This window comes from Sphaerospermopsis sp. LEGE 00249 (genome assembly GCF_014299995.1).
Lineage (GTDB): Bacteria > Cyanobacteriota > Cyanobacteriia > Cyanobacteriales > Nostocaceae > Sphaerospermopsis > Sphaerospermopsis kisseleviana.
The window spans coordinates 21,895-44,519 of record NZ_JACJUZ010000014.1 but is presented as its reverse complement, the minus strand read 5'-3'; the positions used below and the strand labels follow the sequence as shown (position 1 = coordinate 44,519).

The 22,625-nt window shown below is 36.4% G+C and carries 21 protein-coding genes; 7 read left to right on the top strand and 14 right to left on the bottom strand.

Annotated elements, in window-relative coordinates; genetic code table 11:
- Nucleotides 1-15: 15 nt before the first annotated feature.
- The 4 genes from H5968_RS07220 to H5968_RS25535 form a co-directional block, all read right to left on the bottom strand.
- Nucleotides 16-669, bottom strand: coding sequence for a Uma2 family endonuclease (locus H5968_RS07220; protein ID WP_187039380.1), 654 nt, complete (start codon nucleotides 667-669; stop codon nucleotides 16-18).
- A 177-nt stretch (nucleotides 670-846) separates the two neighbouring features.
- On the bottom strand, nucleotides 847-1,713 hold the full coding sequence (locus H5968_RS07215) for an AAA family ATPase (RefSeq protein ID WP_187039379.1): 867 nt from the start codon (nucleotides 1,711-1,713) through the stop codon (nucleotides 847-849).
- Between the two features lie 98 nt (nucleotides 1,714-1,811).
- Nucleotides 1,812-3,047 carry an LL-diaminopimelate aminotransferase gene (locus H5968_RS07210; RefSeq protein ID WP_137667327.1) on the bottom strand — a complete coding sequence of 412 codons (1,236 nt, stop codon included), beginning with the start codon at nucleotides 3,045-3,047 and terminating at the stop codon, nucleotides 1,812-1,814.
- Between the two features lie 41 nt (nucleotides 3,048-3,088).
- Nucleotides 3,089-3,493 carry a hypothetical protein gene (locus tag H5968_RS25535; RefSeq protein WP_255427066.1) on the bottom strand — a complete coding sequence of 135 codons (405 nt, stop codon included), beginning with the start codon at nucleotides 3,491-3,493 and terminating at the stop codon, nucleotides 3,089-3,091.
- A 174-nt stretch (nucleotides 3,494-3,667) separates the two neighbouring features.
- On the opposite strand from H5968_RS25535, the gene H5968_RS07200 reads away from it, so the two are divergent.
- The gene (locus H5968_RS07200) at nucleotides 3,668-4,375 is read left to right on the top strand and encodes a TIGR04283 family arsenosugar biosynthesis glycosyltransferase (RefSeq protein WP_187039378.1); all 708 of its coding nucleotides are present in this window, start codon (nucleotides 3,668-3,670) and stop codon (nucleotides 4,373-4,375) included.
- Between the two features lie 238 nt (nucleotides 4,376-4,613).
- Here the strand turns inward: H5968_RS07200 and H5968_RS07195 are convergent, their stop codons facing one another.
- Nucleotides 4,614-4,985, bottom strand: coding sequence for a hypothetical protein (locus H5968_RS07195; RefSeq protein ID WP_187039377.1), 372 nt, complete (start codon nucleotides 4,983-4,985; stop codon nucleotides 4,614-4,616).
- A gap of 245 nt (nucleotides 4,986-5,230) precedes the next feature.
- A complete protein-coding gene (locus tag H5968_RS07190) occupies nucleotides 5,231-6,193 on the bottom strand; it encodes a GDP-mannose 4,6-dehydratase (protein ID WP_187039376.1) in 963 nt (320 codons plus the stop codon).
- Nucleotides 6,194-6,529: 336 nt separating this feature from the next.
- On the opposite strand from H5968_RS07190, the gene H5968_RS07185 reads away from it, so the two are divergent.
- Together H5968_RS07185 and H5968_RS07180 are read left to right on the top strand one after the other, a co-directional pair.
- Nucleotides 6,530-6,727, top strand: a complete 198-nt coding sequence (locus H5968_RS07185; protein ID WP_255427065.1) for a response regulator — start codon at nucleotides 6,530-6,532, stop codon at nucleotides 6,725-6,727.
- A 284-nt stretch (nucleotides 6,728-7,011) separates the two neighbouring features.
- Nucleotides 7,012-7,725, top strand: coding sequence for a rubrerythrin family protein (locus tag H5968_RS07180; protein ID WP_187039375.1), 714 nt, complete (start codon nucleotides 7,012-7,014; stop codon nucleotides 7,723-7,725).
- Nucleotides 7,726-8,457: 732 nt separating this feature from the next.
- On the opposite strand, the gene H5968_RS07175 is transcribed toward H5968_RS07180, so the two are convergent.
- Entirely contained in the window at nucleotides 8,458-8,949 is a 492-nt protein-coding gene (locus H5968_RS07175) for a hypothetical protein (RefSeq protein WP_096566543.1), read from the bottom strand.
- A gap of 480 nt (nucleotides 8,950-9,429) precedes the next feature.
- Here H5968_RS07175 and H5968_RS07170 point away from each other — a divergent pair, with 480 nt between their 5' ends.
- A complete protein-coding gene (locus H5968_RS07170) occupies nucleotides 9,430-11,115 on the top strand; it encodes a TrkA family potassium uptake protein (protein WP_187039374.1) in 1,686 nt (561 codons plus the stop codon).
- 105 nt (nucleotides 11,116-11,220) lie between these two features.
- Here H5968_RS07170 and H5968_RS07165 read toward each other — a convergent pair whose 3' ends face one another.
- The 5 genes from H5968_RS07165 to H5968_RS07145 form a co-directional block, all read right to left on the bottom strand.
- On the bottom strand, nucleotides 11,221-11,970 hold the full coding sequence (locus H5968_RS07165; RefSeq protein WP_096566547.1) for a phycobilisome rod-core linker polypeptide: 750 nt from the start codon (nucleotides 11,968-11,970) through the stop codon (nucleotides 11,221-11,223).
- A gap of 864 nt (nucleotides 11,971-12,834) precedes the next feature.
- A complete protein-coding gene (locus H5968_RS07160; RefSeq protein WP_187039422.1) occupies nucleotides 12,835-13,557 on the bottom strand; it encodes a Uma2 family endonuclease in 723 nt (240 codons plus the stop codon).
- 173 nt (nucleotides 13,558-13,730) lie between these two features.
- The gene (locus H5968_RS07155; protein ID WP_187039373.1) at nucleotides 13,731-14,699 is read right to left on the bottom strand and encodes an ROK family protein; all 969 of its coding nucleotides are present in this window, start codon (nucleotides 14,697-14,699) and stop codon (nucleotides 13,731-13,733) included.
- 64 nt (nucleotides 14,700-14,763) lie between these two features.
- Complete coding sequence (locus H5968_RS26085) at nucleotides 14,764-14,877, bottom strand: Mut7-C RNAse domain-containing protein (protein ID WP_187039421.1); 114 nt, start codon at nucleotides 14,875-14,877, stop codon at nucleotides 14,764-14,766.
- A 49-nt stretch (nucleotides 14,878-14,926) separates the two neighbouring features.
- Nucleotides 14,927-15,046 (bottom strand): hypothetical protein, encoded by a 120-nt coding sequence (locus H5968_RS07145; RefSeq protein WP_187039372.1) that lies wholly within the window; start codon nucleotides 15,044-15,046, stop codon nucleotides 14,927-14,929.
- An 865-nt stretch (nucleotides 15,047-15,911) separates the two neighbouring features.
- Here H5968_RS07145 and H5968_RS07140 point away from each other — a divergent pair.
- Nucleotides 15,912-16,895 (top strand): sucrase ferredoxin, encoded by a 984-nt coding sequence (locus H5968_RS07140; RefSeq protein ID WP_187039371.1) that lies wholly within the window; start codon nucleotides 15,912-15,914, stop codon nucleotides 16,893-16,895.
- Nucleotides 16,896-17,159: 264 nt separating this feature from the next.
- Nucleotides 17,160-19,238, top strand: coding sequence for a pentapeptide repeat-containing protein (locus H5968_RS07135; RefSeq protein WP_187039370.1), 2,079 nt, complete (start codon nucleotides 17,160-17,162; stop codon nucleotides 19,236-19,238).
- 128 nt (nucleotides 19,239-19,366) lie between these two features.
- Here H5968_RS07135 and H5968_RS07130 read toward each other — a convergent pair whose 3' ends face one another.
- Complete coding sequence (locus tag H5968_RS07130; protein WP_096566555.1) at nucleotides 19,367-20,233, bottom strand: zinc metalloprotease HtpX; 867 nt, start codon at nucleotides 20,231-20,233, stop codon at nucleotides 19,367-19,369.
- A gap of 151 nt (nucleotides 20,234-20,384) precedes the next feature.
- Between H5968_RS07130 and crcB the strand changes: the two genes are divergently transcribed.
- On the top strand, nucleotides 20,385-20,783 hold the full coding sequence (crcB, locus tag H5968_RS07125) for a fluoride efflux transporter CrcB (RefSeq protein WP_187039420.1): 399 nt from the start codon (nucleotides 20,385-20,387) through the stop codon (nucleotides 20,781-20,783).
- Between the two features lie 131 nt (nucleotides 20,784-20,914).
- Here the strand turns inward: crcB and H5968_RS07120 are convergent, their stop codons facing one another.
- On the bottom strand, nucleotides 20,915-22,519 hold the full coding sequence (locus tag H5968_RS07120) for a peptide ligase PGM1-related protein (protein ID WP_187039369.1): 1,605 nt from the start codon (nucleotides 22,517-22,519) through the stop codon (nucleotides 20,915-20,917).
- Between the last annotated feature and the right edge of the window lie 106 nt (nucleotides 22,520-22,625).

Genomic DNA, 22,625 nt, shown 5'->3' with positions numbered 1-22,625 from the left:
AAAAATATTAACACTCTACTCAACGATAGAATATAACGTCACTGTAAATTCTTCCAAAGCCTGAAAACTTCCTACCTGCCAACTGCGCTCAACAGTATCAGGTATAATCTCAGTAATATCTAAATCTCCCAAATAGGGACTTTTTTCAGACTTGATATATTTCCCATCTTGCAATAAATAAATAGACAACTTACCACTATCAAAAATCCATAATTCAGGAACTCCAATAGCCTGATAAGCATCCAGAGTTGTTTTTGATGTCACATCAGTTTCTATTGCTAAATCTGGTGGTGGATCATCTGGTTGTAAACGCCGTTTACCTATCATTTGTTGATAATTTTGAATATAAAAACAAGCATCTGGTTCTACCCCTGCTATACCTATTTTTTTAAAGGTTGTTGAACCAAAAGGTTGATATTTAATTCCTTTTGCTTTCAGTAATATTTTGACGATATCAGAAATTAAATCTTTGGGAATTTCATGTTCAGGAAGAGGCAGCATAATTTCTAAATTACCTTGAATATACGCAATTCTGGAATTTCTTTTTTCTCCTAATTCTTTTAAAATCGCCTCAAATTCATCCCAGCTAACATCGGGAATGGTAACTTTACTACCGGGTGTTAGCTGCATTTTACTAACGGGTTTAAAAACGGGAATAGCTACACTCATATAAAGGAGGTAATAGGAATTTAATACTATCCATTAAGTATGTATTATAACAAACCTTTTAAATTTATTCTAATTTCTGTTTTACTGTCAATATCTGGGTGACAAAAACACTTAATTTTAATTTGATCTTGATCTCTCAGAATTATCTGACAAATTAATGTACCAGATTTATTATCACTAATGATCCTCAATATTTGCATCATACATTTCTAACAGTTTTTGAATGACTTGATTAATAGGTTTTGTATATGGTCTTTGAAAAACATCTAATTCTTCTAATTCAGCTAATTTAATCTTCTCTTTAGTACGAGATCGAGGGCGTTCTAATAAATCTACAAGTTTTTTGATATCTTGTTCACGTTTTTTTCTTTCAAAGTCAATAATATAAAGATAGAAGTTAGGAAAGAAAATTCTGCTTGCAGGTAAGAAAAAAGTCTCATGCTTGTGTTTTAGCATAGTTTTAATTATTATGTCAATGAGAATAGACTTTTTTTGGTTGAGTAAATTTCTGTCCAAAAATCTCTTAGGAAAGATTTCCTGAAAACTCTCTGGTAAGTACTTTTCTTCAAAAGAGTATATCAAATCACCTTGATCTTTTTTGATTTCTATGTACTCTAATGAATTTTCTTCCTCATCTTTTTTTATATAGACAGTAGCTTCAATTTTCTCATCTTTTAATTCAGATATTTTATAATCAAAATTAATGGCAATTTTATTAAAAATTGTTGCTTCTTTTCCAGTATTGAATATTTCTTTTTTTGTCTCTTCTTGTAAAAAGTTGCTGTATCTACTTAATATTTTTCCTATTAGTTCAGGAGTAACTTCAACCTTATTAACATTTTCAACTATTTCATTATCAATAATCTCTAAATTTTCCAATGCAAATTTATTAATTATATCTTGATTAAAAATCGCCCACAATAACTGAGCAACATAACTTTTACCACTATTATTTCTGCCAACAAATACAAAAAAATCCTTAGATAAATCAATGGCTTGAGTATTATTTTTAATGGGTCCTAAATTTTTGATGATCAATTTCATATAAGTTCACCTCTCAACTAATATACTCATAACTCAAGTCTACCAAATATTCAGGTGGGCAATGCCCACCATGAGATTTTAAAGGTATTTACAAGCTACTAAACCTTAAACTTCTCCGTGATCCGCTTCATTGCTTCTTCCACATTTTCCCGACTGTTAAACGCGGAAATACGGAAATAACCTTCACCCGCAGCACCAAAACCAGAACCCGGAGTTCCCACAACATTCACAGTTTGTAGCAACTTATCGAAAAATTCCCAACTGGTTAAACCATGAGGTGTTTTCACCCAAACATAAGGTGCATTGACTCCACCATAAACCGATAAACCTGCGTTGGTGAGTTGTTCACGGATAATTTTGGCATTTTCTAAGTAGAAACTTACCAAAGCTTTGGTTTGTGCTTGTCCTTCCTCAGAATAAACCGCTTCTGCACCACGCTGTACAATGTAGGAAACACCATTAAATTTGGTAGACTGACGACGGTTCCATAATTTCCACAATTCTACATCAGAACCATCAGCAGCTTTAGCTTTTAAGGTTTTGGGAACGACGGTTAACGCGCATCGTGTACCAGTAAAACCTGCATTTTTGGAGAAAGAACGAAATTCAATGGCACAATCTCTAGCACCTTCAATTTCATAGATAGAATGGGGAAGGCTAGGATCGGTGATAAATGCTTCGTAAGCAGCGTCAAAGAAAATAATTGATCCGTTAGCTTTTGCGTAGTTTACCCACTCTTGTAAATGTTCTTTGGTTGCGATCGCACCGGTGGGGTTGTTGGGAAAGCACAGATAAATTAAATCTACTTTTTCCTTGGGTATTTCTGCGGTAAAGTTGTTTTCTGCGGTGACTGGGAGATAAACTAAACCTGCATATTCGCCTTTTTCGTTAGCTTCTCCAGTGTTACCCGCCATCACGTTAGTATCTACGTAAACGGGGTATACAGGGTCAGTAACAGCAATTTTGTTATTTTTGCCAAAAATCTCTAAAATGTTGCCCGTATCGCATTTAGAACCGTCAGAGATGAAGATTTCATCAGCTTCTACATTCGCGCCTCTAGCTTGGAAATCTTGAGCAGCGATTTTTTCCCGTAACCAAGCATAACCTTGTTCTGGTCCGTAACCTTTGAAAGAAGAGCGATCGCCCATATCTTCCACTGCCTTAATCATTGCAGTCCGGCAAGCTTCTGGCAAGGGTTCGGTAACATCACCAATACCCAAACGGATGATTTTCGCATCGGGGTTAGCTTGGGCGAAAGCATTTACCCGTCTTGCAATTTCGGGGAATAAATAACCGGCTTTTAGTTTCAGGTAGTTGTCGTTAACAGTAGCCATTCTAGATTTTGGAGAAACGCACTAAAATAGCTTACTGTAATTTAGACAATGCCAATTTGACTTTTAACGTAGTTCACACCAGTGTCAAACTTAAATAATATCCGGCAACCATAACTATTTAGGGCTTCTTTAATATCTGGGTTGTCGAAATCCTTAGAATATTCCTCCAATTTCAGAGATCCACCTTGAATAGCATCAAACAATCCCGAATTTACCAGCCATTCCATATCTGATCCTAGCAAATCTACTGATGATGCAAATTCCCTTACAGTATCATTGTCTTTAACAAATTCTGGTAACGATGTCACACCCGCTAATAAAATTGTACCTACCCAAGTCCGCCCCAGTCCGGTTTTTTCTGCCAAAATATCAGCACTTTGGGAAAGCCATGTTCCCACAGCAATGACTAAAGCAATGCACACAATAACTTGAAGGAATAGCAGCATGGTTCATTAAATTTGCATATACAGCAGGAGTCAGGAGTAAAACTCTCTTTCTGTCTAAGTTTAAAGTTATATTCTGTACCAGATTAATCTGCAATCTGTTGTATCAGTGTTAAACTTAATGTTTTACAAAAATTTTCAATTTTAATTTTTAACGTGGTTCATCTGGTATTTGATATGGTGCATCAAGATATTAAAACTCAACGCATTTCAATTATTATACCTACTCTCAATGAAGCCAATAATATTAAAGCAGCAATTACCAGCACTCAATCAAGTACAAATGTGGAAGTCATTGTTGTTGATGGTGGTTCAAATGATGCTACACCTACTATTGCTCAATTTTTAGGTGCAACTGTAATTTCTTCTGCTCCTGGTCGTGCTATACAAATGAATACAGGTGCTGCGATCGCTAGTGGTGAAATTCTCCTGTTTCTTCATGCTGATACTCGTTTACCTCAAGGTTTTGATACCATGATTCGTACCGCATTACAACAACCTGGAATTATAGCTGGTGCTTTTGCTTTGCGAATAGATGCACCTCATTGGGGTTTGCGTTTGGTAGAGTGGGGTGTAAAGTTGCGATCGCATTTTTATCAATTACCCTATGGTGATCAAGCTATTTTTTTAACTAAAATCGCATTTGCAGAAGTTGGTAATTTTCCCCAAATACCTATTATGGAAGATTTTGAACTGATTACCTGTTTAAAACGTATAAGTAAAGTTAAAATAATTGACGTTCCTGTAATTACATCACCCCGGAGATGGTTAAAAAAGGGAATTTTTAAGACTACCCTACTTAATCAAATTATCGTTCTTGCTTATTTATTCGGTGTTTCACCAGAACGCATCCGTAAATGGTATAACAATTACCCTTTGATATAGTAATCATGGCAACATTATTATTTAGGGCTTGCTGAAAAAATGCAAAACCCAGATAAATCAAAAGGTTGAGGCTGATAAACAGGAAAATAAGTGTAAAGATATAGCGTCTACAGCCTCAAAAACCTTGCACTTTTGTTGAGTTCGAGAGATGAAAAACAATTTTCAAATTTCCTCTTGACTCCTGACTCCTGACTCCTGACTCCTGACTCTTGACTCCTGACTCCTATTTCATCTTAGTTCATTCTTCCAGTGATTTGGCAGGAACTTCAATTGCTGTTACATCAATTGTACCTTCTGGTGCAAAGCGGCTAAATTGACTATTTTTTACTAATAGCTGTTCTCCGCAATTTGGACATTGCAATTGGCTATTATTTAAACTTGTTATTTCACATCCACAAACCGGACATTTGTCAGTAACTAAGTTTCTTTGTAGCCACCAGCGAAATCCAAAGAAGGCGACAATTGGTATTATTAATAACAGTCCAAAAATAATTAGTAAGGAATTCACTAACCAGCCTAAGCCTAAGGATGCTAATAACCAGGCTACTGCTAATATAGTCAGCCAAGGACGCAGTTTATCAAGATTTTGTTGGAAGTTATTAAGGTTCATTTCTTAAATTTTTCTACTCTATTCTTATTTTAGTTATCAATTATCAGTGGGAACAAGTAATTGGTAATTGGTAATTCAATGACAGGATTTTGGATTTTGGTGAAGCAGTGCGGTCTTGGGGGTTTCCCCCATGAGCAACTGTTGAACCCGCAGGGATTGTTTTTGTCAATTCCAATCTAAAATCTCAAATTTTTCTCCCCAGTCACCAGTCACCATTCCCCAGTCTCTTTACAATAGCAACATTATTAACTGTTTAAATATTCTAAATCTGTTTTTACCATATTTTCCAAAAGTTGCTCAAAACTCACTTTTGGTTCCCAACCAAGCTTGTTTTTGGCTTTACTGGGATTAGCTACCAGTTGAAAATGTTCATCTGCTCGTAATAAATTAGTATTGACAATTACATATTTTTCCCAATCCAGTCCTACACAATCAAAAGCAGTAGCAATTAATTCCCTGACGCTGTGGAGTTTACCTGTACCAATTACATATTCTTCAGGCTCGTTCGCTTGCAACATTCGCCACATAGCATTTACGTGATCTCCAGCAAAACCCCAATCTCTTTGAGCATCCAAATTACCCATTTCCAAGGTTTGAGCTAAACCCAATTTAATTTTAGCTACCGCCAAAGAAACTTTACGGGTGACAAACTGAGGCGGACGCAAAGGGGATTCATGGTTATATAAAATACCACTACAGGCAAATAGACCATAACGTTGTCGGTGATGTACCATCGTCCAATGAGCGTGTAATTTTGCTGCTGCATAGGGATTTTTGGGACGAAAGTGAGTTTCTTCATCTTGGGGAGCAGTAGTCACATCACCAAACATTTCCGAACTACTAGCTTGATAAAACCTTGTGGATAAACCAACTTGGCGAACTGCATCTAATAATCTAGTAGCAGTACCTGTAATCAGATCAAGAGTTCCCAAAGGATCATTCCAAGAGTCGGGAACGAAACTAGGAGCAGCTAAATTGTAAATTTCCTGGGGTTGTAGTTGTTCAACAGCAGTTAATAAACCCGCAGCATCTCTTAAATCAACAGTGTAAATTTTTACGTTATCTGCTAAACTTCCTAATTTTGACAAGTTAGTTTGTCTATGGGGAGATACCAAACCGAAAACTCGGTAATTTTGATTAAGAAGCAAATGGCTCAGATAGTAGCCATCTTGACCTGTAATACCCGTTATGAGGGCGGTCTTGATCATAATGAGGTTTCCGAATCCGTTAACGCCAAATGTTCTGATGGAAAAATCAATTAATTTCAATTAATATGTGACACACTACTTTCATTATCTCATCTTTGGATAACCCTGATAGCACTATAAGCATTATTTATGTTTAACGTCTTTTATTTGACTAATCCTTACGTAGATAGTGCTTCCTTATCCTTAGCGATCGCTCTTCGGATAAAAACTTTTTGGTTTACTGATTAAGAAAGTCGCGGTTATCGTCTACTGGTGGCGAAAAACGGACAGGAAGCCATTGACTTAGCTAAGATTCATGGTCCTGATTTAATATTAATGGATATTCAAATGCCATAAATGGACGGTTTAGAAGCTACTCGTTTGATTCGTGCGGATCAAGATTTAGCTGATATTCCCATTATTGCTTTGACTGCTTTAGCTATGCCTAGAGATCGGGAAAAATGCCTTGAGGTAGGAGCGAATGAATATCTCTCCAAACCTGTGAGATTAAAAGAAATCAAGGACATGATTCAAAGTTTTTTACATAAAAAATAAAAAATAAAAAATAAAAAATACCTCATTATGAAAACTTCTTCTATTCTGATCGTCGATGACGATAATTTTCAATAAACTACTTTAACAGAAAAAATATAAAATATTCATAATCTAAAATTTATAATTATCCTGAATCGGCTAAGAACAAGGGTAATTAAAGATGGGCTAAAACAGGTTCTATAACATTTGTTTAAATATTGTAAAAATATTTTGGCTGCCTCATCTGCCTTAGTTCAAGAGTCTGTTTTTCCCATGAAATATTACTTAACAGGCAAGTAAAAATTATGGATTTGTCAAATTTTACGACACTAAAAAACTTAGAAGCAGCTTTCGGTGGAGAATCGATGGCAAATCGTAAATACCTGTTTTTTGCAAATGTGGCACGTAAACTGGGTTTTACAGACTTAGCGAAGCTTTTTAAGGAAACAGCAGATCAAGAAACTGAACACGCTTTTGCACATTTTGAGTTATTACATCCAGAACTGGTTGTCAAAGATGCAGCTAGTTTAACTGATGAACAAAAACGGGAAATTATGTCTCGTTGTTTGTCTTTGGCAATTGAAGGGGAAACCTATGAATACACTACCATGTATCCTGATTTTGCTGCTGCTGCTCAAAAAGATAGAGATAATCCCGCAGCGGAAGAATTTCTCAAACAAGCTCAAGAATCTAGTGAACACGCTAACACATTCCGCGCCGCAGCTCACCGTTTTGGGTTGCTCAAATTCATTGAAAATTATCACGCAGATCGCTACGCTGAAGCTTTAGAAGTATTAAATGGTGGACAAGCTGTAACGAGAGTCGCAGGTGAAGATCCCGCAACTCAAAAATGGATTTGTAGACAGTGCAGCATGATTTATGATCCTGTTGTTGGTGATCTTGATTCGGGTATTGCACCTGGTACACCTTTTGCAGAAATTCCTGATGATTGGAGTTGTCCTATTTGCAGTGCTACTAAAAAGACTTTTAAACCTCTTGAAGAAAAAGTTGCTGTTTAAATTAAACTTAGCAATGTTAAACCCTTACAGGAGATGTCTTAACTACTCTGTCTACAGCTATACATCCCCAACCAAAATACCCTAAAAAAGAGAGTGGGAGGAGGCATTACCAAGCGCCATTCTCTCCCACTCTACTATTTGCTACTGAAGCGATTCGGGAATATACACATAACGCTAATCGTTAAATTAGGGGGGTAATTTATATAACGATAACGTTTCTACTCAGTGAGTATTCCTATTGCAGCAAACGATCATTTTATTTAATTGTCCAACAAACGTAACAAGAATCAGAAACTAATTTTTTTAATTTTTTAGCAACTGTCTTGCTTTCGTTTGTCTAATTCAATTTAACTTGCTTCTCTAGCTTGTGGTTGCCAATTTGGCATTTTTCTAGCTAGAAATTTAGAAATTTTTGCTCGTTCATTGCTAACACTTGATCAGAGAGACTTTGAACCATACACTTGATAAAAGTTATAGCTAAAAACTAAAATCATGTGAGTAAAGCACTAGGGGGTAATACCCATCATCCGCATTTGTGTTTGGTTTCCGTCGTTTTTAAAACACTTAATTTGTGATTTGATAACTGACTTGTAAATCATTTTACCATGCAAGATTTATTGTTTTGTCTGAGGGGTTTAACCCTTCATTTACAGAGAAACCCGACTGATTTGAGTATGTGAGTAGTCGGGAATCTGGGTATTATATGAGTGATGATATGGAAGAATATTGTACCTAATCAGCGATCGCCCACCGCACATAAGGACGAGAGGCCGTAATAGTTTTGTAGGTAATTTCCTGAGCAGGAGCGTTAATTTTTCGCAAATCTACCCGAAAATAGGCTTTTTTATTTTTAAATTGTGCCGTGTAGAATTTATATTCTTGATTGCGAGTTTGACCAACACAGGAAGCGTAGTTACTGCGTAAAGGTGCAACAAATTCTACAAATTGCTTATTATTAGAAGCAACTAATTTAACTGAATCTGCAAAAGCTTTAGTATCTGCAATTACTGTATGTTCTGCACCTCCTTCATAGGGTAGAGTTATCCACCATAAACCAACTGTTTGCGGACAAGTTCCGCTGGTGCGTTGTACATTGAGTTTAACATTAGGTTCAGCTATTGGACCGGGTGTGGTTTGCGCTGAAATTGGATAAGAAACTGTTGCTGCTGCTAATAAAGAAGCAACAATCACAGCAAGTTTTTTAGGTTGTAATATATTTTTCATCTGCTTTGTTACTGGCTTCTAATTATCTAGACGGAGTATTTCAATCATTTGTGTCTGGAATGTTTAATGTTTAATGTTTTTTAATGTTTAATTTCCTCGCTATCGTGTGTTCAGTTACAGTTCTATTTAGAGAAATCAGGCAAAAATAGAGATTCATACAGATTATTACAGGTAAATGAAGTAAACAAGCCAGTGAAAAATATTTACATCAAAAAATTTTACTCCTGACTGCTGTAAGGGCGTTCGCGAAGCGTGCTGGAAGCATCAGCATTCGGGCGATAAATTATCAATTTTGCTCACAATTTTTTGGTAAGGGCGAAGCATTCGGGCGATAAATTATCAATTTTGCTCACAATTTTTTGGTAAGGGCGAAGCATTCGGGCGATAAATTATCAATTTTTATCACAGGTTATTTTCCGAATGCTTCGCCCCTACTTCGCCCCTACGACTCCTGAATTATTACAATTATGCTGCTATTTCATGAAACCTCGAATTATTGTTTGTGGCTTAGGACGGACTGGATATAAAATCTTTCGTTTGTTGAGACAACAGGGTGCGTTAGTTGTTGGTATTCATCGCAGACCCATAGCTGGTGAAGCAACGGGAGATGTAATTATTGGTGAATTTTGTGCAGCTTCTACCCTGCAAGCAGCAGGAATTGACCAGGCACATACTTTAGTGATTGCTACTGCTGATGATGCAGTAAATTTGTCAGTGATGATGCAAGCACGGGTACTAAATCCTAATATTCGCATTATCAACCGTTTTTATAATACTAATTTAGGTGAACGTTTAGATCACACTCTTATAGATCATTTAAGTATGAGTGTTGTGGGGTTGGCTGCACCAGTATTTACATTTGCAGCTTTAGGAAATAAAGCCATAGGACAAATCAAATTATTTGAGCAAACTTGGCCAATTCAAGAAGAATATATTGATGAAAATCATCCTTGGCGTGGTCAAAAAATAAGTGATTTGTGGGAAGATAAATCACGGATGCTGATTTATTATTTACCTGTTTTTGGGAAGATTAATTTAGTGTCAGCGGTGTTAGCAGAACAACATTTAAAAGTAGGCGATCGCCTCATTATTGGCACTCAACCCCGCATCAACCACACCCGCAAATCATGGGCAAGAAAACTGATTAAAATTTTCACCAGTATTCGCCATTTTCAAAAACACGCCAAATCAGTAATAGCAATGGCTATAGCATTAGTAGTCATTATTTTGATCGCCACTTTTACCTATGTTTATGCTAAATTAAATATTTCCTTTGTTGATGCCTTATATTTTGCTGTGGGCATGATTACTGGTGCTGGTGGTAATGATAAAGTTGTAGAAGAAGCACCAAATAATATTAAATTATTTACCATTTTTATGATGTTGGCAGGAGCTATAGTTTTTGGTATTTGGTATGCTATGTTAACCGATTTTGTATTAGGAACTCGTCTCAAACAATTTTGGGATGCTGCCAGAATTCCCCAACGTCATCATTATATTGTTTGTGGTTTAAGTGGCATTGGCATTAAAATTATGCAACAACTTCATACCAGTGGACATGAAGTAGTAGTAATTGAAACAGATGCTAATAATAGATATGTCAATACTGCTAGGGGAATGGGTATTCCTGTCATTTTGGCAGATGCGAGTTTTCGCACAACTTTACAAACCAGTAATATAGATACCGCGTCCGCAGTTTTAGCTGTTACTAATAACGATGCTATTAATTTAGAAATTGCCCTCAAAGCCAAAAGTTTAATATCAAGAATTCCGGTAATTGTTCACTATGCTGATCCTGATTTTGCCGGGATGGCAAAACAGGTATTTGATTTTGAAGCTGTATTAAGTCCCGCAGAATTAGCTGCACCGGCTTTTGCTGCTGCTGCGTTGGGAGGGAGAATTATTGGTAATGGAATTATAGGTGATAATTTATGGGTGGCTTTTGCAACTTTGATTACTCCTAATCATCCTTTTTGTGGTCAATGGGTGAAAGATGTAGCTAGATATGCGGATTTTGTACCTTTATATGTAGAGACAAATCACCAAACTTTACACGGTTGGGATTTATTAGAAACTAATTTAAGTGCAGGTGATATTTTGTATTTAACAATTCCTGCAAATCGGTTATATCAATTATGGCGAGAAGAACAGGAAATAGCAGGTTAGACTGGTGACTGGTGACTGGTGACTGGGAAGATTTATAATCTAATTACCAATTACCAATTACCAATTACCAATTACCAATTACCAATTACCAATTGCATGGTAATATTACAAGCTAACTACACCATAATAGGAGAGAATTACATAAACTATGAATGCAAAAAAGACGAGATGTTCTATGAAAAAAAGAGGTGATGACATCAATAAAGAAACTGGATTGTAAGGAGGTTTGTGCTGCTTCCACCAATGTCCTACAGGTGCTTTAGCTTGGAAATATCCAAAGTTCTCTAGTTGTTGACGATGGTATTGATCATAACGAGGAAATTGGCTAAAAGGTAACTCTCCTCTACTATGTTGTGCAATAATTCTTCGACGTTGATAGGGAACAGTATTATCACCAAAATTGGTTTGATACTCCTCACTATTTAGCAGTGCATCAATGAATCCTTGTAAACCCTTAGTCCCAATCACAATAGACCAGGCCATTGTTTCTTGTTTACTGTAAACATTCCTGCCCAAAACTCGTTGTATACTCATTTCCACGAATCTATAATTGTTATTCGCGTTGTAGTTACGTAAGCGGAATGTTTCAGATAATAACAATCCCCGAATAAAATCCCTAACAGTAATACTTTTGTGTTTTAATTGGGATTCTAGGGCTAATTGACGGTTGCTAACTAGAATTTGTTGTTCGTTGAATATTTGACGATAAGCAGCCCAAATTAACTGATCAATTTCTGCTGTGTCTGGTGTTCCTTCTGTAGTGTAAATTCTTGGATATTCTTCTCCAGGAATTTCAAAACTTTTAACTCTTTGGTTTTGGCTGGATGGAGCGTATTTTAGTAGAGGAATAGTCATGGTGATCCTGTTGAAGTTGTAAAAATGAGGATTTCAGGATTTACGCAATAACTTTGATTTCTAACGTTAGTTGGTATATCTGCACTTACCAACTTCTGTTAAATCTAAAAGTTAAAATTCTGATTCAATTTTGAAAATCATTGTCTACTTTTACAACTAAATAATTATTAAGAAATCAACGATGTCAGAAAAACTTAAATAATGAGGAGCATGGTTGTTTTCCTAACCACAAAGTAGCATAATCTCTCATTAGATGATCTTCTGTATCTAAAGTAGCTGTAAGATTGAGAAAGATGTTAATTACGTAAAAATTCAGGAGTCGTAGGGGCGAAGCATTCGGAAAATAACCTGTGATAAAAATTGATAATTGTTCGTCCGAATGCTTCGCCCTTGCAAGAAAATTGTGATAAAAATTGATAATTGTTCGTCCGAATGCTTCGCCCTTACAAGAAAATTGTGATAAAAATTGATAATTGTTCGTCCGAATGCTTCGCCCTTACAAGAAAATTGTGATAAAAATTGATAATTGTTCGCCCGAATGCTTCGCCCTTACAAGAAAATTGTGATAAAAATTGATAATTGTTCGTCCGAATGCTGATGCTTCCAGCACGCTTCGCGAACGCCCTTACAGGAGGCAGCAGGCAGAAAGTATAGGTTGAAATGTTTGATAAATCAGTAGATTATCAAATAGTGGGTTTGGGAGTACCCTGGAAAAAGCTGACTGCTAAAGGCTGATAGCTGAATGCTTACTTAATTACTGATTAAAAAATAAAAAATCCCCTACTTTTGCCAGCAGTCGGGGATTTAATATTTTTGAATTTATGGTTAATTTATGTGAACAATATGAACACATTTAAAACAAATTTAATCAGAAATGCCAGCATCTCGCAGACGTTTTTCTAATTCTTCAAGGCGTTTTAAGGCGACTTCTTTAGCAAGTCGTTCTTGTTGTACTAACTCAGAACCCCAAAGTAACAAATTACCATCTTGACCCCACCAGCGTAACCAGTAACCTTGACGGTTTTCACGCTTTCCTTGCCAAACACCTATAAATAGTTCCATTTCTGCTAACCAATAACGGTTATTATCATCAGGGGAACGTAATTTATAAGATCCGGTTTCTTGCAAATTATGTACTTCTAATTCTCCGGTGTCTGGTTGAAAAATGATGTAGTTAGGAACTTGTAAAACTTGTTCATAAAAAAACCATTTTCCTGGGGGATAGGTGCGTTTACTGGAATATTCACTTCCTTCTGTATCGGAAAGAAATTCCATGACCACTACAGGAATTTGTCCCTGTTTATGGGGGGTGTATCTGCGTTGAATTTGCTCTCTAGGTACGGTAATTTGCGGCACGTAAGCCCAGTCAGGGGCTTTGATGACAAATTTGCCATTTACGGTGGCACAGATGCCATAATTAGTGGTAGCTATAGCGGTTTCTGGCAGTTTACCCGCGAGTTCTAAACTTTCCGTTAATGCTGCTGCTAGACTCGGTTGGTTGACATTATCCACAGGTTCATCGTCTAAAATGAAGTCTTCGGGTAAGAGTTCCCAGGTGATATTGGTGGTGGAAGCACTTACAACCATAGGAAACATAAATAAGGGATTAAATTTTAGTATAGCGTGTGATTTATCTGACTGAATTTTAGATTTGAAATTGTGAATTTTGGCGTAAATAATTCAAAATTTCAAATTTAAATAACAGGTAAATAATAGGCGATCGCATTGGATAATCTGAAAATAATTACTTCACAAAATAATTACCTCATTACATCCAAACCTAAAGCTACCGCCCCCCACAATGGCGCATCATCTCCCAAAACCGCCCGCACTACTTCAAAATTCACTTCTGGTAAAGCCGTTTCCTGGGCTATTTTGCGTACAGTTGCCCAAAAACTATCCCCAGCTTTTGTCACTCCACCACCTAAGACAAATCTTTGCGGGTTCATTAAGTTGGCAACATTACCAATACCTACACCTAGCGCCCAAGCAGCTTTGTATAATATCGCTTTTGCTAGTTCATCTCCATTTGATGCGGCTACACTGACTATTTGCCCGGTGATTAAGTTTAAATCATTACCTACTAACTGCCTAAGTATGTCACCTCTTGTACCTCCTCCAGAATTAGGCAGTTGTTTTTCCAAGAGTTCTTTGGCATTTTGGGCAATATAAGGACCAGATGCAAAACGTTCTACACATCCGCGTTTTCCACATAAGCATACTGGACCTGTGGGATCTACTACTATATGGCCAATTTCTCCGGCCATTCCTCCCGCACCTTGCCAGAGTTTATTGTTGAGTATCCAACCTCCGCCTACTCCTGTACTAATGGTAATGTAAAATAAGCTGTCGTATCCTTGACCTGCACCAAACCGATGTTCACCAATTGCAGCTACGTTAGCATCATTATCTATGCTGACTGGGGCGTGATATTCTTCTTCTAGCAAGAGTTTGAGGGGAATGTTTTCCCAACCAGGTACATGATGGGAAAGTCTCACCATTCCTGTGTCTGCGTCTACTGGTCCACCAAAGCTAACACCAATGGCATCGGGTTTGCGTTGATCTAATACGGAATCAATGAGCGATCGCATAATTTCTATATCACTTAAAGCATCCGCATTTGCAGGTGAGAGTCTATTTTCATGACGCAACCATTCTCTAGAACCTGCTTCTACTGTCGCTGCTGCTAGTTTAGTTCCACCAAAATCAAGAGCTAATATTAATGCCATAATTGATAATTGATAAGTGGTAATTGGTAATTGGTGATAGAAAAACAGTTTGACTCATTACCGATTAACTATGACTATTCCCCATTATCTCGTTAATAAAATTTTGCAGTCGTGTATAGTGTGACCCTTTCCAATAAATTTGGGCGCAATTTTCACAACGATGAAATTCATTATACAGTTTAGCTGCACATCAGCTTATCAACTTCTGGATGAGGAACTCCCAAAGATTAGATTGTATCTTTAATAGAATTTCTTTGCTCAAAATTATACTTGATTTTTACCTGCTTTTGATGCTTGGGTAAAAAATAATTTAAGTCACCATGAAAAGAGAAATATGCGACAGCCATAGTTTTAAACTTTTAGATTTAAACTTTTAGATTTTAGATTTGGAATTTTGTATAGAAATATCTATTTTTTTATGATTGGCTATAGTTTTAAATGTGAAGATCATTTTTGACATTTTGTTTAAAAATACAAAGTTTTAAATAAATAGCAATATTTTGTAATATAACCTCTTGGTTATTTATGTGATTGAAAAATCTAATGAAAAACTTAATGATTATGATAATAAATCATGATTCGCTTGATGTAACCTAGATATAATGAGAAAACTTAGCAAAAAAAAAGATGTGAGCGTCTACTTGCTTTTTTGTTTAAATTCTGTTACTGTTGATACATAAATTTAAAAATCAAGCATTACAAGGCTTTCAGCATCTTTGTGTTTGATGAACAGCAAGTACAGCACCACGGGAGAAACAACAGATGAAAACTGCCATAACTTCCTTAAATTCTACCTTTGGGGTGATGACAGGCGCATTTTTCCCATGCGCCTTGCCATAACTTGGTTTATTATATTTTTTTGTTGTTTGTTGAGAATTTTTATCATTATGGAGACAATGATTGATACAATAGGACTTGTTGACAGTATGTTTTTATGTATACACATACATATACATAGGCAAGATATTAATAAGATACAAAGCATTAAAATTTAAGCGATTTAAACCCAATTAAATCAATAGATGCTGAGTTTTGTAAAGAAAGGATTTATTAACCGGAAAGACTGGAAAAAACCAGAAGCTTATAAAGTGAGAATATGTCTTGAATTGCTAAATCTATGAACATCAAAAAACACTGAAAGTAGTAGCTAGAGACACAATTTTACTGTTTATTTATCTTTGTCCATACAACAAATTCTTGGGAAAAAATGATATGAATAAGTTTTTTTGCTCAGACTACTCAAGACAAATAGGAGAAGAAATTATTGGTAGTGCAACCAACTACCAAACTTATATTTTAGTAGAATGTCCTACTCCTTGGATGTCAGAAGCATTTACTTCTAAATGGATTCCTGACAACTTGCGGATTTTAGTTGCAGAAGTGCAGGGTAGAAAATTACCAATTAGATTTTTGTTAATTGCTAATGATGACTCTCATAGAGTAAAAGAAACAACATTATTAATTTATCAAAAACAAGAAGGTTTAAGTCATGGCTACCGCAAACAAGAATTTAAGTTACCAAATATTGAACAAGTAGCGGGAGTTGTACGGAAATGGTTATCCGGTGGAAATCCTGATTTTCAGGTAGAAAATAGCGTTACCAGAGATATTTTAATTTGTACACATGGTAGCCATGATCAATGTTGTGCGAGATATGGCAACCCTTTTTATTTTCATGCTAAAAATACTATTTCTGAATTGCAATTTGATCATGTAAGAATTTGGAGATCCAGCCATTTTGGCGGACATCGTTTTGCACCCACAGCTATAGATTTACCAGAAGCAAGATATTATGGTGTACTAGATCAAGAATCTTTCAGATCAATTTTAACTCGGACTGGTGATATTCAAATTTTGCATAAAGTTTATCGAGGCTGGGGAATTTTGCCCTATGTATTACAGGTTTTAGAAAGAGAAATGATTTTTAGTCAAGGATGGAATTGGTTTAATAATAAAGTAGCAGGTAAAATTTTAGAGCAAAGTATGGATAATAATACAATGTTAGCAGAGCTAACTTATGAAAATCCTGCTGGTTCTGTTTATACTTATCAGGCTAAACTGGTGAAAGATGCGGTGAAAACGCGAGTTTTAAAGAGTTCTTGTCATGCAACACAAGAATCATTAGTTATTAAATATGCTGTAGATAATCTTGTGTTAGTTGATAGGAAAGTTGCTAGTTATGCCCATAATTATTAGAAGTTGTTTGAAATGACGAATGAATCTTGAAGAACCCCACCCCGTTTTTGCTAACGCAAAACCTCCCCTCTTGAGGGTAGGGGACACAGGGGTGGGGTCGAATGCTTATGGGACAAAAAACGATTAAGCATTTTTCCAAAGGTTAATTTTTTAGCTGCTTTGAGTACAGCAGACAAATAAATTTCTGCGAATTTCGCCAAAAACAGGAATAAAGACCAGCAAGTATGTATATTATGTAATAGGTAAATTCTTGCTGACGCGATTATGCTGCCAGACTATTCCGGTCAAAATCTCCGAGGACGCTCTTTTAAAGGTCAAAACTTGACAAAAGCTAACTTTAGGAAAGCTGATCTTAGAGGTGCAGATTTTACCAATGCTATCCTGAAATGTGCAAATTTTACCAATGCTAACCTTAAAGGTGCTGATTTTACGGGTGCTGATCTAACAGGTGCAAACTTTAGCTATGCCAAAGCAGGATTAAAGTTTCATTGGATATTTATTTTATTAGCACTATCATTCATAATATCCAGTTTATCAGGATTTACGTCAGCAATTATTATTACTTTTAATATATATTTTTGGTTTTCTAAAAAGCTGACTGCAATTTTTGTTATTCCTTACTCAATTATTTTTATTAGTATAGTACGTACTATATTAAATAATTATTTTGAACCTTTTGCTATCACTATCAATATTTATTTATCTATTGGAGTTATCTTAGCTGTAGCTTTTTTTGGCGCTCCAGCAGCCGCTGTGGATGAACCTGATGCTAAACTTGGTGGAATGGCCTTGGTTACTTTTACTGGAATGGTTTTTCTGATAGTAATTGTTTTCAATCAAATGGGGGGATTAGTAGAAAACCTACTGACAAATATAGGAGATATTAAGGTTCAAAAAATTATTAAAGATTTCGGTAATGGTCAATGGTTTGGCGGAATAGTTGGGGGTATTTTTGGTGCAGTTTGGGGTTATTTTTTTAGTAATGCAGCGATAGAATGCGATCAAAAATTTGCTTGGATTTGGAAAATGTGTGTTAATTTTACCGCAAAAGGAGGTACAATTTTTACTAATACTAATCTAACTGAGGCAAATTTTACCAAAGCAACTCTGAAAAATACAGATTTCAGAAAGGCAAATTTAACGCGCACTCGTTTTTATGAAGCCAAAAAACTTGATTTTGCTAGACCAGGTAATACTATACTAGCTAACCCCGCAGTTCTCAACTTGCTCGTTACTCTCAATGGTAGAAATAAATCTTATGTTGGTGCAAACCTCAGAGGTGCAAACTTGATAGGTGCAGATTTGACAGAGGCTAATTTGAAAGATGCTGATATTATAGAAGCAACTTTTCAAGCAGCTTATTTAGAATGGGCTAACCTGTCTTTTACTCAAGCGGTTGGTACTAATTTCACCCATGCTCAAATGACTGGTGCTTGTCTGGAAGCTTGGAATATTGAAAGTACGACTGTATTAGATAATGTTGATTGTCGTTTTGTCTATCTTTTAGAAAATCCCAAACCAAAAACAAATGACCGTGAACGCCGTCCTAGTAGTGGGGAATTTCAACCAGGAGAATTTACAAAATTATTTGAGGAGGTTTTAAATACTGTTGATTTCATTTTCCGAAATGGGATTAATTGGCAAGCTTTTTTTCATGCTTTTGGCAAGGTGCAGAATGACAATGAAGATACTGAACTATCTATCCAGAGTATTGGAAATAAAGGTGATGGGGTAGTTGTTGTTAAGGTTGCTGTTTCTGAAGGCGCTGATAAGGAAAAGATTCATGGTGATTTTAATCAAAATTATAAATTAGCATTAGCAGCAATAGAGGAAAAATATAAAGCAGAATTACAAGCTAAAGATAATGAAATAGTTATTTATCGTCAACAAAGTGCAGATATGACAGAAATTGTTAAACTATTAGCTAATCAACCTATAAATGTTCAAGTTGACAACAAAGTAGAGAATAAAAATATGACTAACAGTAATGATTTCACTCGTAATGTCGAAGTAGAAATGAATATTAAAGAAGCTACAGGAGTAGCAGGTAAGGTTATGGGAGATCAGATTATTAATCCCAAGCCAAACCTAGCGGACTCTGCTGGTGAGATTCAACAACTACTCCAAATCCTCAATCAATCCTATCCTGCTGATATACCTACAGATACTCAAGCAGAAATCGAGGTAGCGGTTAAAGGTATCAATAAAAATCCACAGATGAAGGAACGGGTAATAGGTGCATTAAAAGCGGGTGGCATTGAAGCAATTAAAGAATTTGCTGATAATCTTTATGTAAATGTTCTCATTGCTGCTTATGACGGCTGGAAAAACCCCCAATCATAAACGTTTACCGCTAATTTCTGGTTTTCTAGGTTGAGGTTCAAAATGTCGATATGATGGGAGGTAGAACCTCCTGGAAGGCATTCCCAGTCTGAGACTGGGAACGAGAGAAGGGGAAATTAATGTACAAATTAATAACTACCTGCCAACTCTCTTTCTATTTTCAGCAGTGCTTCTACACGGGCTTCTGTAGCAGGATGACTAGAAAACAAATTACCTAAAAATTGCCCAGAAATAGGATGAATAATTAATAATGGTTCAAAGGCTGGATTAGCATTTAAAGGCATTTGTCTAGCGGTGGCTTCTAGTCTTTGTAAAGCCTTAGCTAAAGCGCGGGGATTACCTGTTAATTTGGCAGCACCAGCATCAGCAGAAAATTCTCTAGTGCGGGAAATTGCTAATTGAATAATTGTGGCTGCTATAGGTGCAAGCATGACTGTTAATAGCACTCCTAGAGGATTACCACCCCTATTATTATCTCTAGAACCACCACCAAACCAAAGGCTATAACTTAACATTTGGGCGAGGAAAGATATCGCACCTGCGACAGTAGCAGCAACGGCTTGGGTGAGGGTATCACGATTAATAATGTGGGTGAGTTCGTGGGCAATTACGCCTTCTAATTCTTCCTCTGGTAAGATGTTTAAAATACCTTCGGTAACGGCAACAGCAGCGTGTTCTGGATCTCTGCCGGTAGCGAAAGCATTGGCAGTTTGTCCAGGAACAATGTACACTCCAGGCATGGGAATATTAGCACGGTTTGATAGTCTTTCCACCATGCGATAAAGTCCCGGTGCTTGGGCTTCGCTGACAGGTTGGGCGTTATAAACTGCTAAGGCAATTTTATCAGATTGATACCAAGAAAATAAGTTGGTAACTGCTGCTAAACCGATGCCGATCATTAAACCGCTAGTACCACCAATTACCCAATAACTAATGGCTATTAATAAGCCACTAAGGGCGGCTAATAAAGCAGCAGTTTTGAATTGATTTCCCATAGTAGTTTTCTCCTGTTAATCTGCATGATTTTGTTTAATTTGTACTAGATAATAGCTTTGGTTTAGCTATATTCTGATTGTATCGAGTTCAACTATGGTGTACAGTGATGAAAACCTCTCCCACCAGTACGGGTTTCACGCTGTAAATGCTATGTTACAAGATCCTAATTTGCGTCAAGCGTTAGCTGTGAGTTTAGGGGCGATCGCTGGTGCTTTAAGTCGTTATTATTTAACATTATGGTTTGCATCCAGATTTGGTACAAGTTTTCCCTATGGTACGTTTTTTATTAATGTTAGCGGTTGTTTAGGAATGGGATTTTTTACAACTTTGGCAGTAGAAAAGGTAGCGATAATTTCCCCAGAATTACGTTTAATGATAGCTACTGGTTTTTTAGGTGCTTATACAACTTTTTCTACTTATGGTTTAGAATCTCTGGTTTTAATGCGTGGTGGTAATTTATTAACTACTACTGGTTATTGGTTTGGTAGTGCGATTTTGGGAGTTTTTAGTGTGCAGTTAGGTGTAATTTTGGCTCGGTTTTTCAGGTAAGTTACGCGCTAAATTTTAAGATAGGGAATAGGGAATGGGGAATAAGGAATAAGGAATAGGGAATAGATATTTTTATCCTGACTCCTGACTCCTGACTCCTGACTCCTGACTCCTGACTCCTGACTCCTAAATTAATAACTAAAAGTATCCCCAGCAATGGGAAAAGCATAATCTGAAAACAGGTTATAACTATTATGTTCGTCACTGGTTTCTTGATCCAGAACTTTGACAACTTTGTTATAAATTTCTTCTGCTTGTTGGGGAGAATCTCCAATACTTGTTAATCCTAATTTGCCAAATTGAGACAGACAACCCATGAGATGAAATACTGTTCCTGTTTCAGTACCCGTATCAAAATGTAATCTATGATGGGCAATAATATCCATTAAATCATTAGGTAATAATCCCCGATATTGATCTTTTTGTAAGTTGTCTGTAGCGACGTAATATTTAGCTTTTCCTTGTTGACTATAAAATAAACCTGTGGACAAGTCATAGCGTCCGTTAGTTAATAATTTCAAAGTCATAAAAGGGTGAGTAGTTCCACCTTTGCGGAGGTTAATTTCTATTGCTTGAATATCCCATTTACCATTACCTTGATCAACTACGACAAAATCAACACCAAATCTTTCTAATGCTCCTTTTTCTGCTAGTTTTTTACCTACTTGTAAACCTAAAGTCTGTAATTGTACTCGATACTTTTCATCAGCAGGAAACCGACAACCGAGATAAATTTGTCCGTCAGGTCCGCCAAGAATTTGATCATGGGTGGAGAGTATTTCTACTTTACCATCAGGTGTGATTCGTCCTTGAACACTAGGAGAAAATTTGATTTCACCTTCTATAAATGATTCTACTATTGCGCCTAATTCTGGGATTCTTTGAGAAAAATTATCCCAAGTTTCTTGTGTAGCTTGAAAGCGCAACTTTGTAAAGTTATTACTGATTTTTTCTACTCTGTCACTGTGGGAACTTTTCCCTGGTGCAACATCTAGCAATGGACGCAAATCCAAAAGCGCGTTTCCTTCTCCAGAAATACCTTCATTTAGTTTCACAACCATCCGTTTTAATGTTGGTTGACTTTCCCATAAATTAGCTGCTGCTGTTGCTAAATCTTGACATTTCCAAACTAATTTACTACCATCTGGATGGGGTACATTGCTTTGATGAAAAATTTCTCTACTCCCGCTTTTTGTCCCCCAAATTTGTAAATCTGGTGCAGCAGCATACAAAGGAACATTCAATTTTAGTGATAATTCTGCTTCCCAAAATGTGGAATTGTAACAAGTCATAAAAGCTTTATCTAACCGCAAAGCTTGACGAATTCTTTCTATCAAACGCGGCCGTTCTAAGATTTTTTGACTGAGCGGTTTTAGGGAAGAATCATAAGTAGAAAGTAGTAATAAACGATGACGAGCATGGGAAAATGGTATTCCTGGTAGTAGTTGTAAATAGTAGTCAATAATGCTAGGATGTAGGGGCATTGATGTTACATAAATTAACCTATTGCGGGGATTTCGCAACCGGATTAAAGAAAATAGCAATCTTTCTTCATAATGTTCGCACCCTGCTATTTTTTGCAGTTCCCGTTGATCGATACTTAAAGAAGGAACAATTAAAATATCCGCTTCACTGTTGTCAAATAATTCGCTAGTTTTCCAGCGATCGCGCAAAGTTAATTGTAAGTTACGAAACTTATCAATCTGCTCTAGCTCGGAAATATTCATTTTTACCATAACCCATACCCCACATTTGTACCAAAATATATCTCTCTTCAGTCTTTCTATCTCAGGTATATCCCAAGGAAGACATGAGATGATGCTTGTGTATGTATCTTTTTGT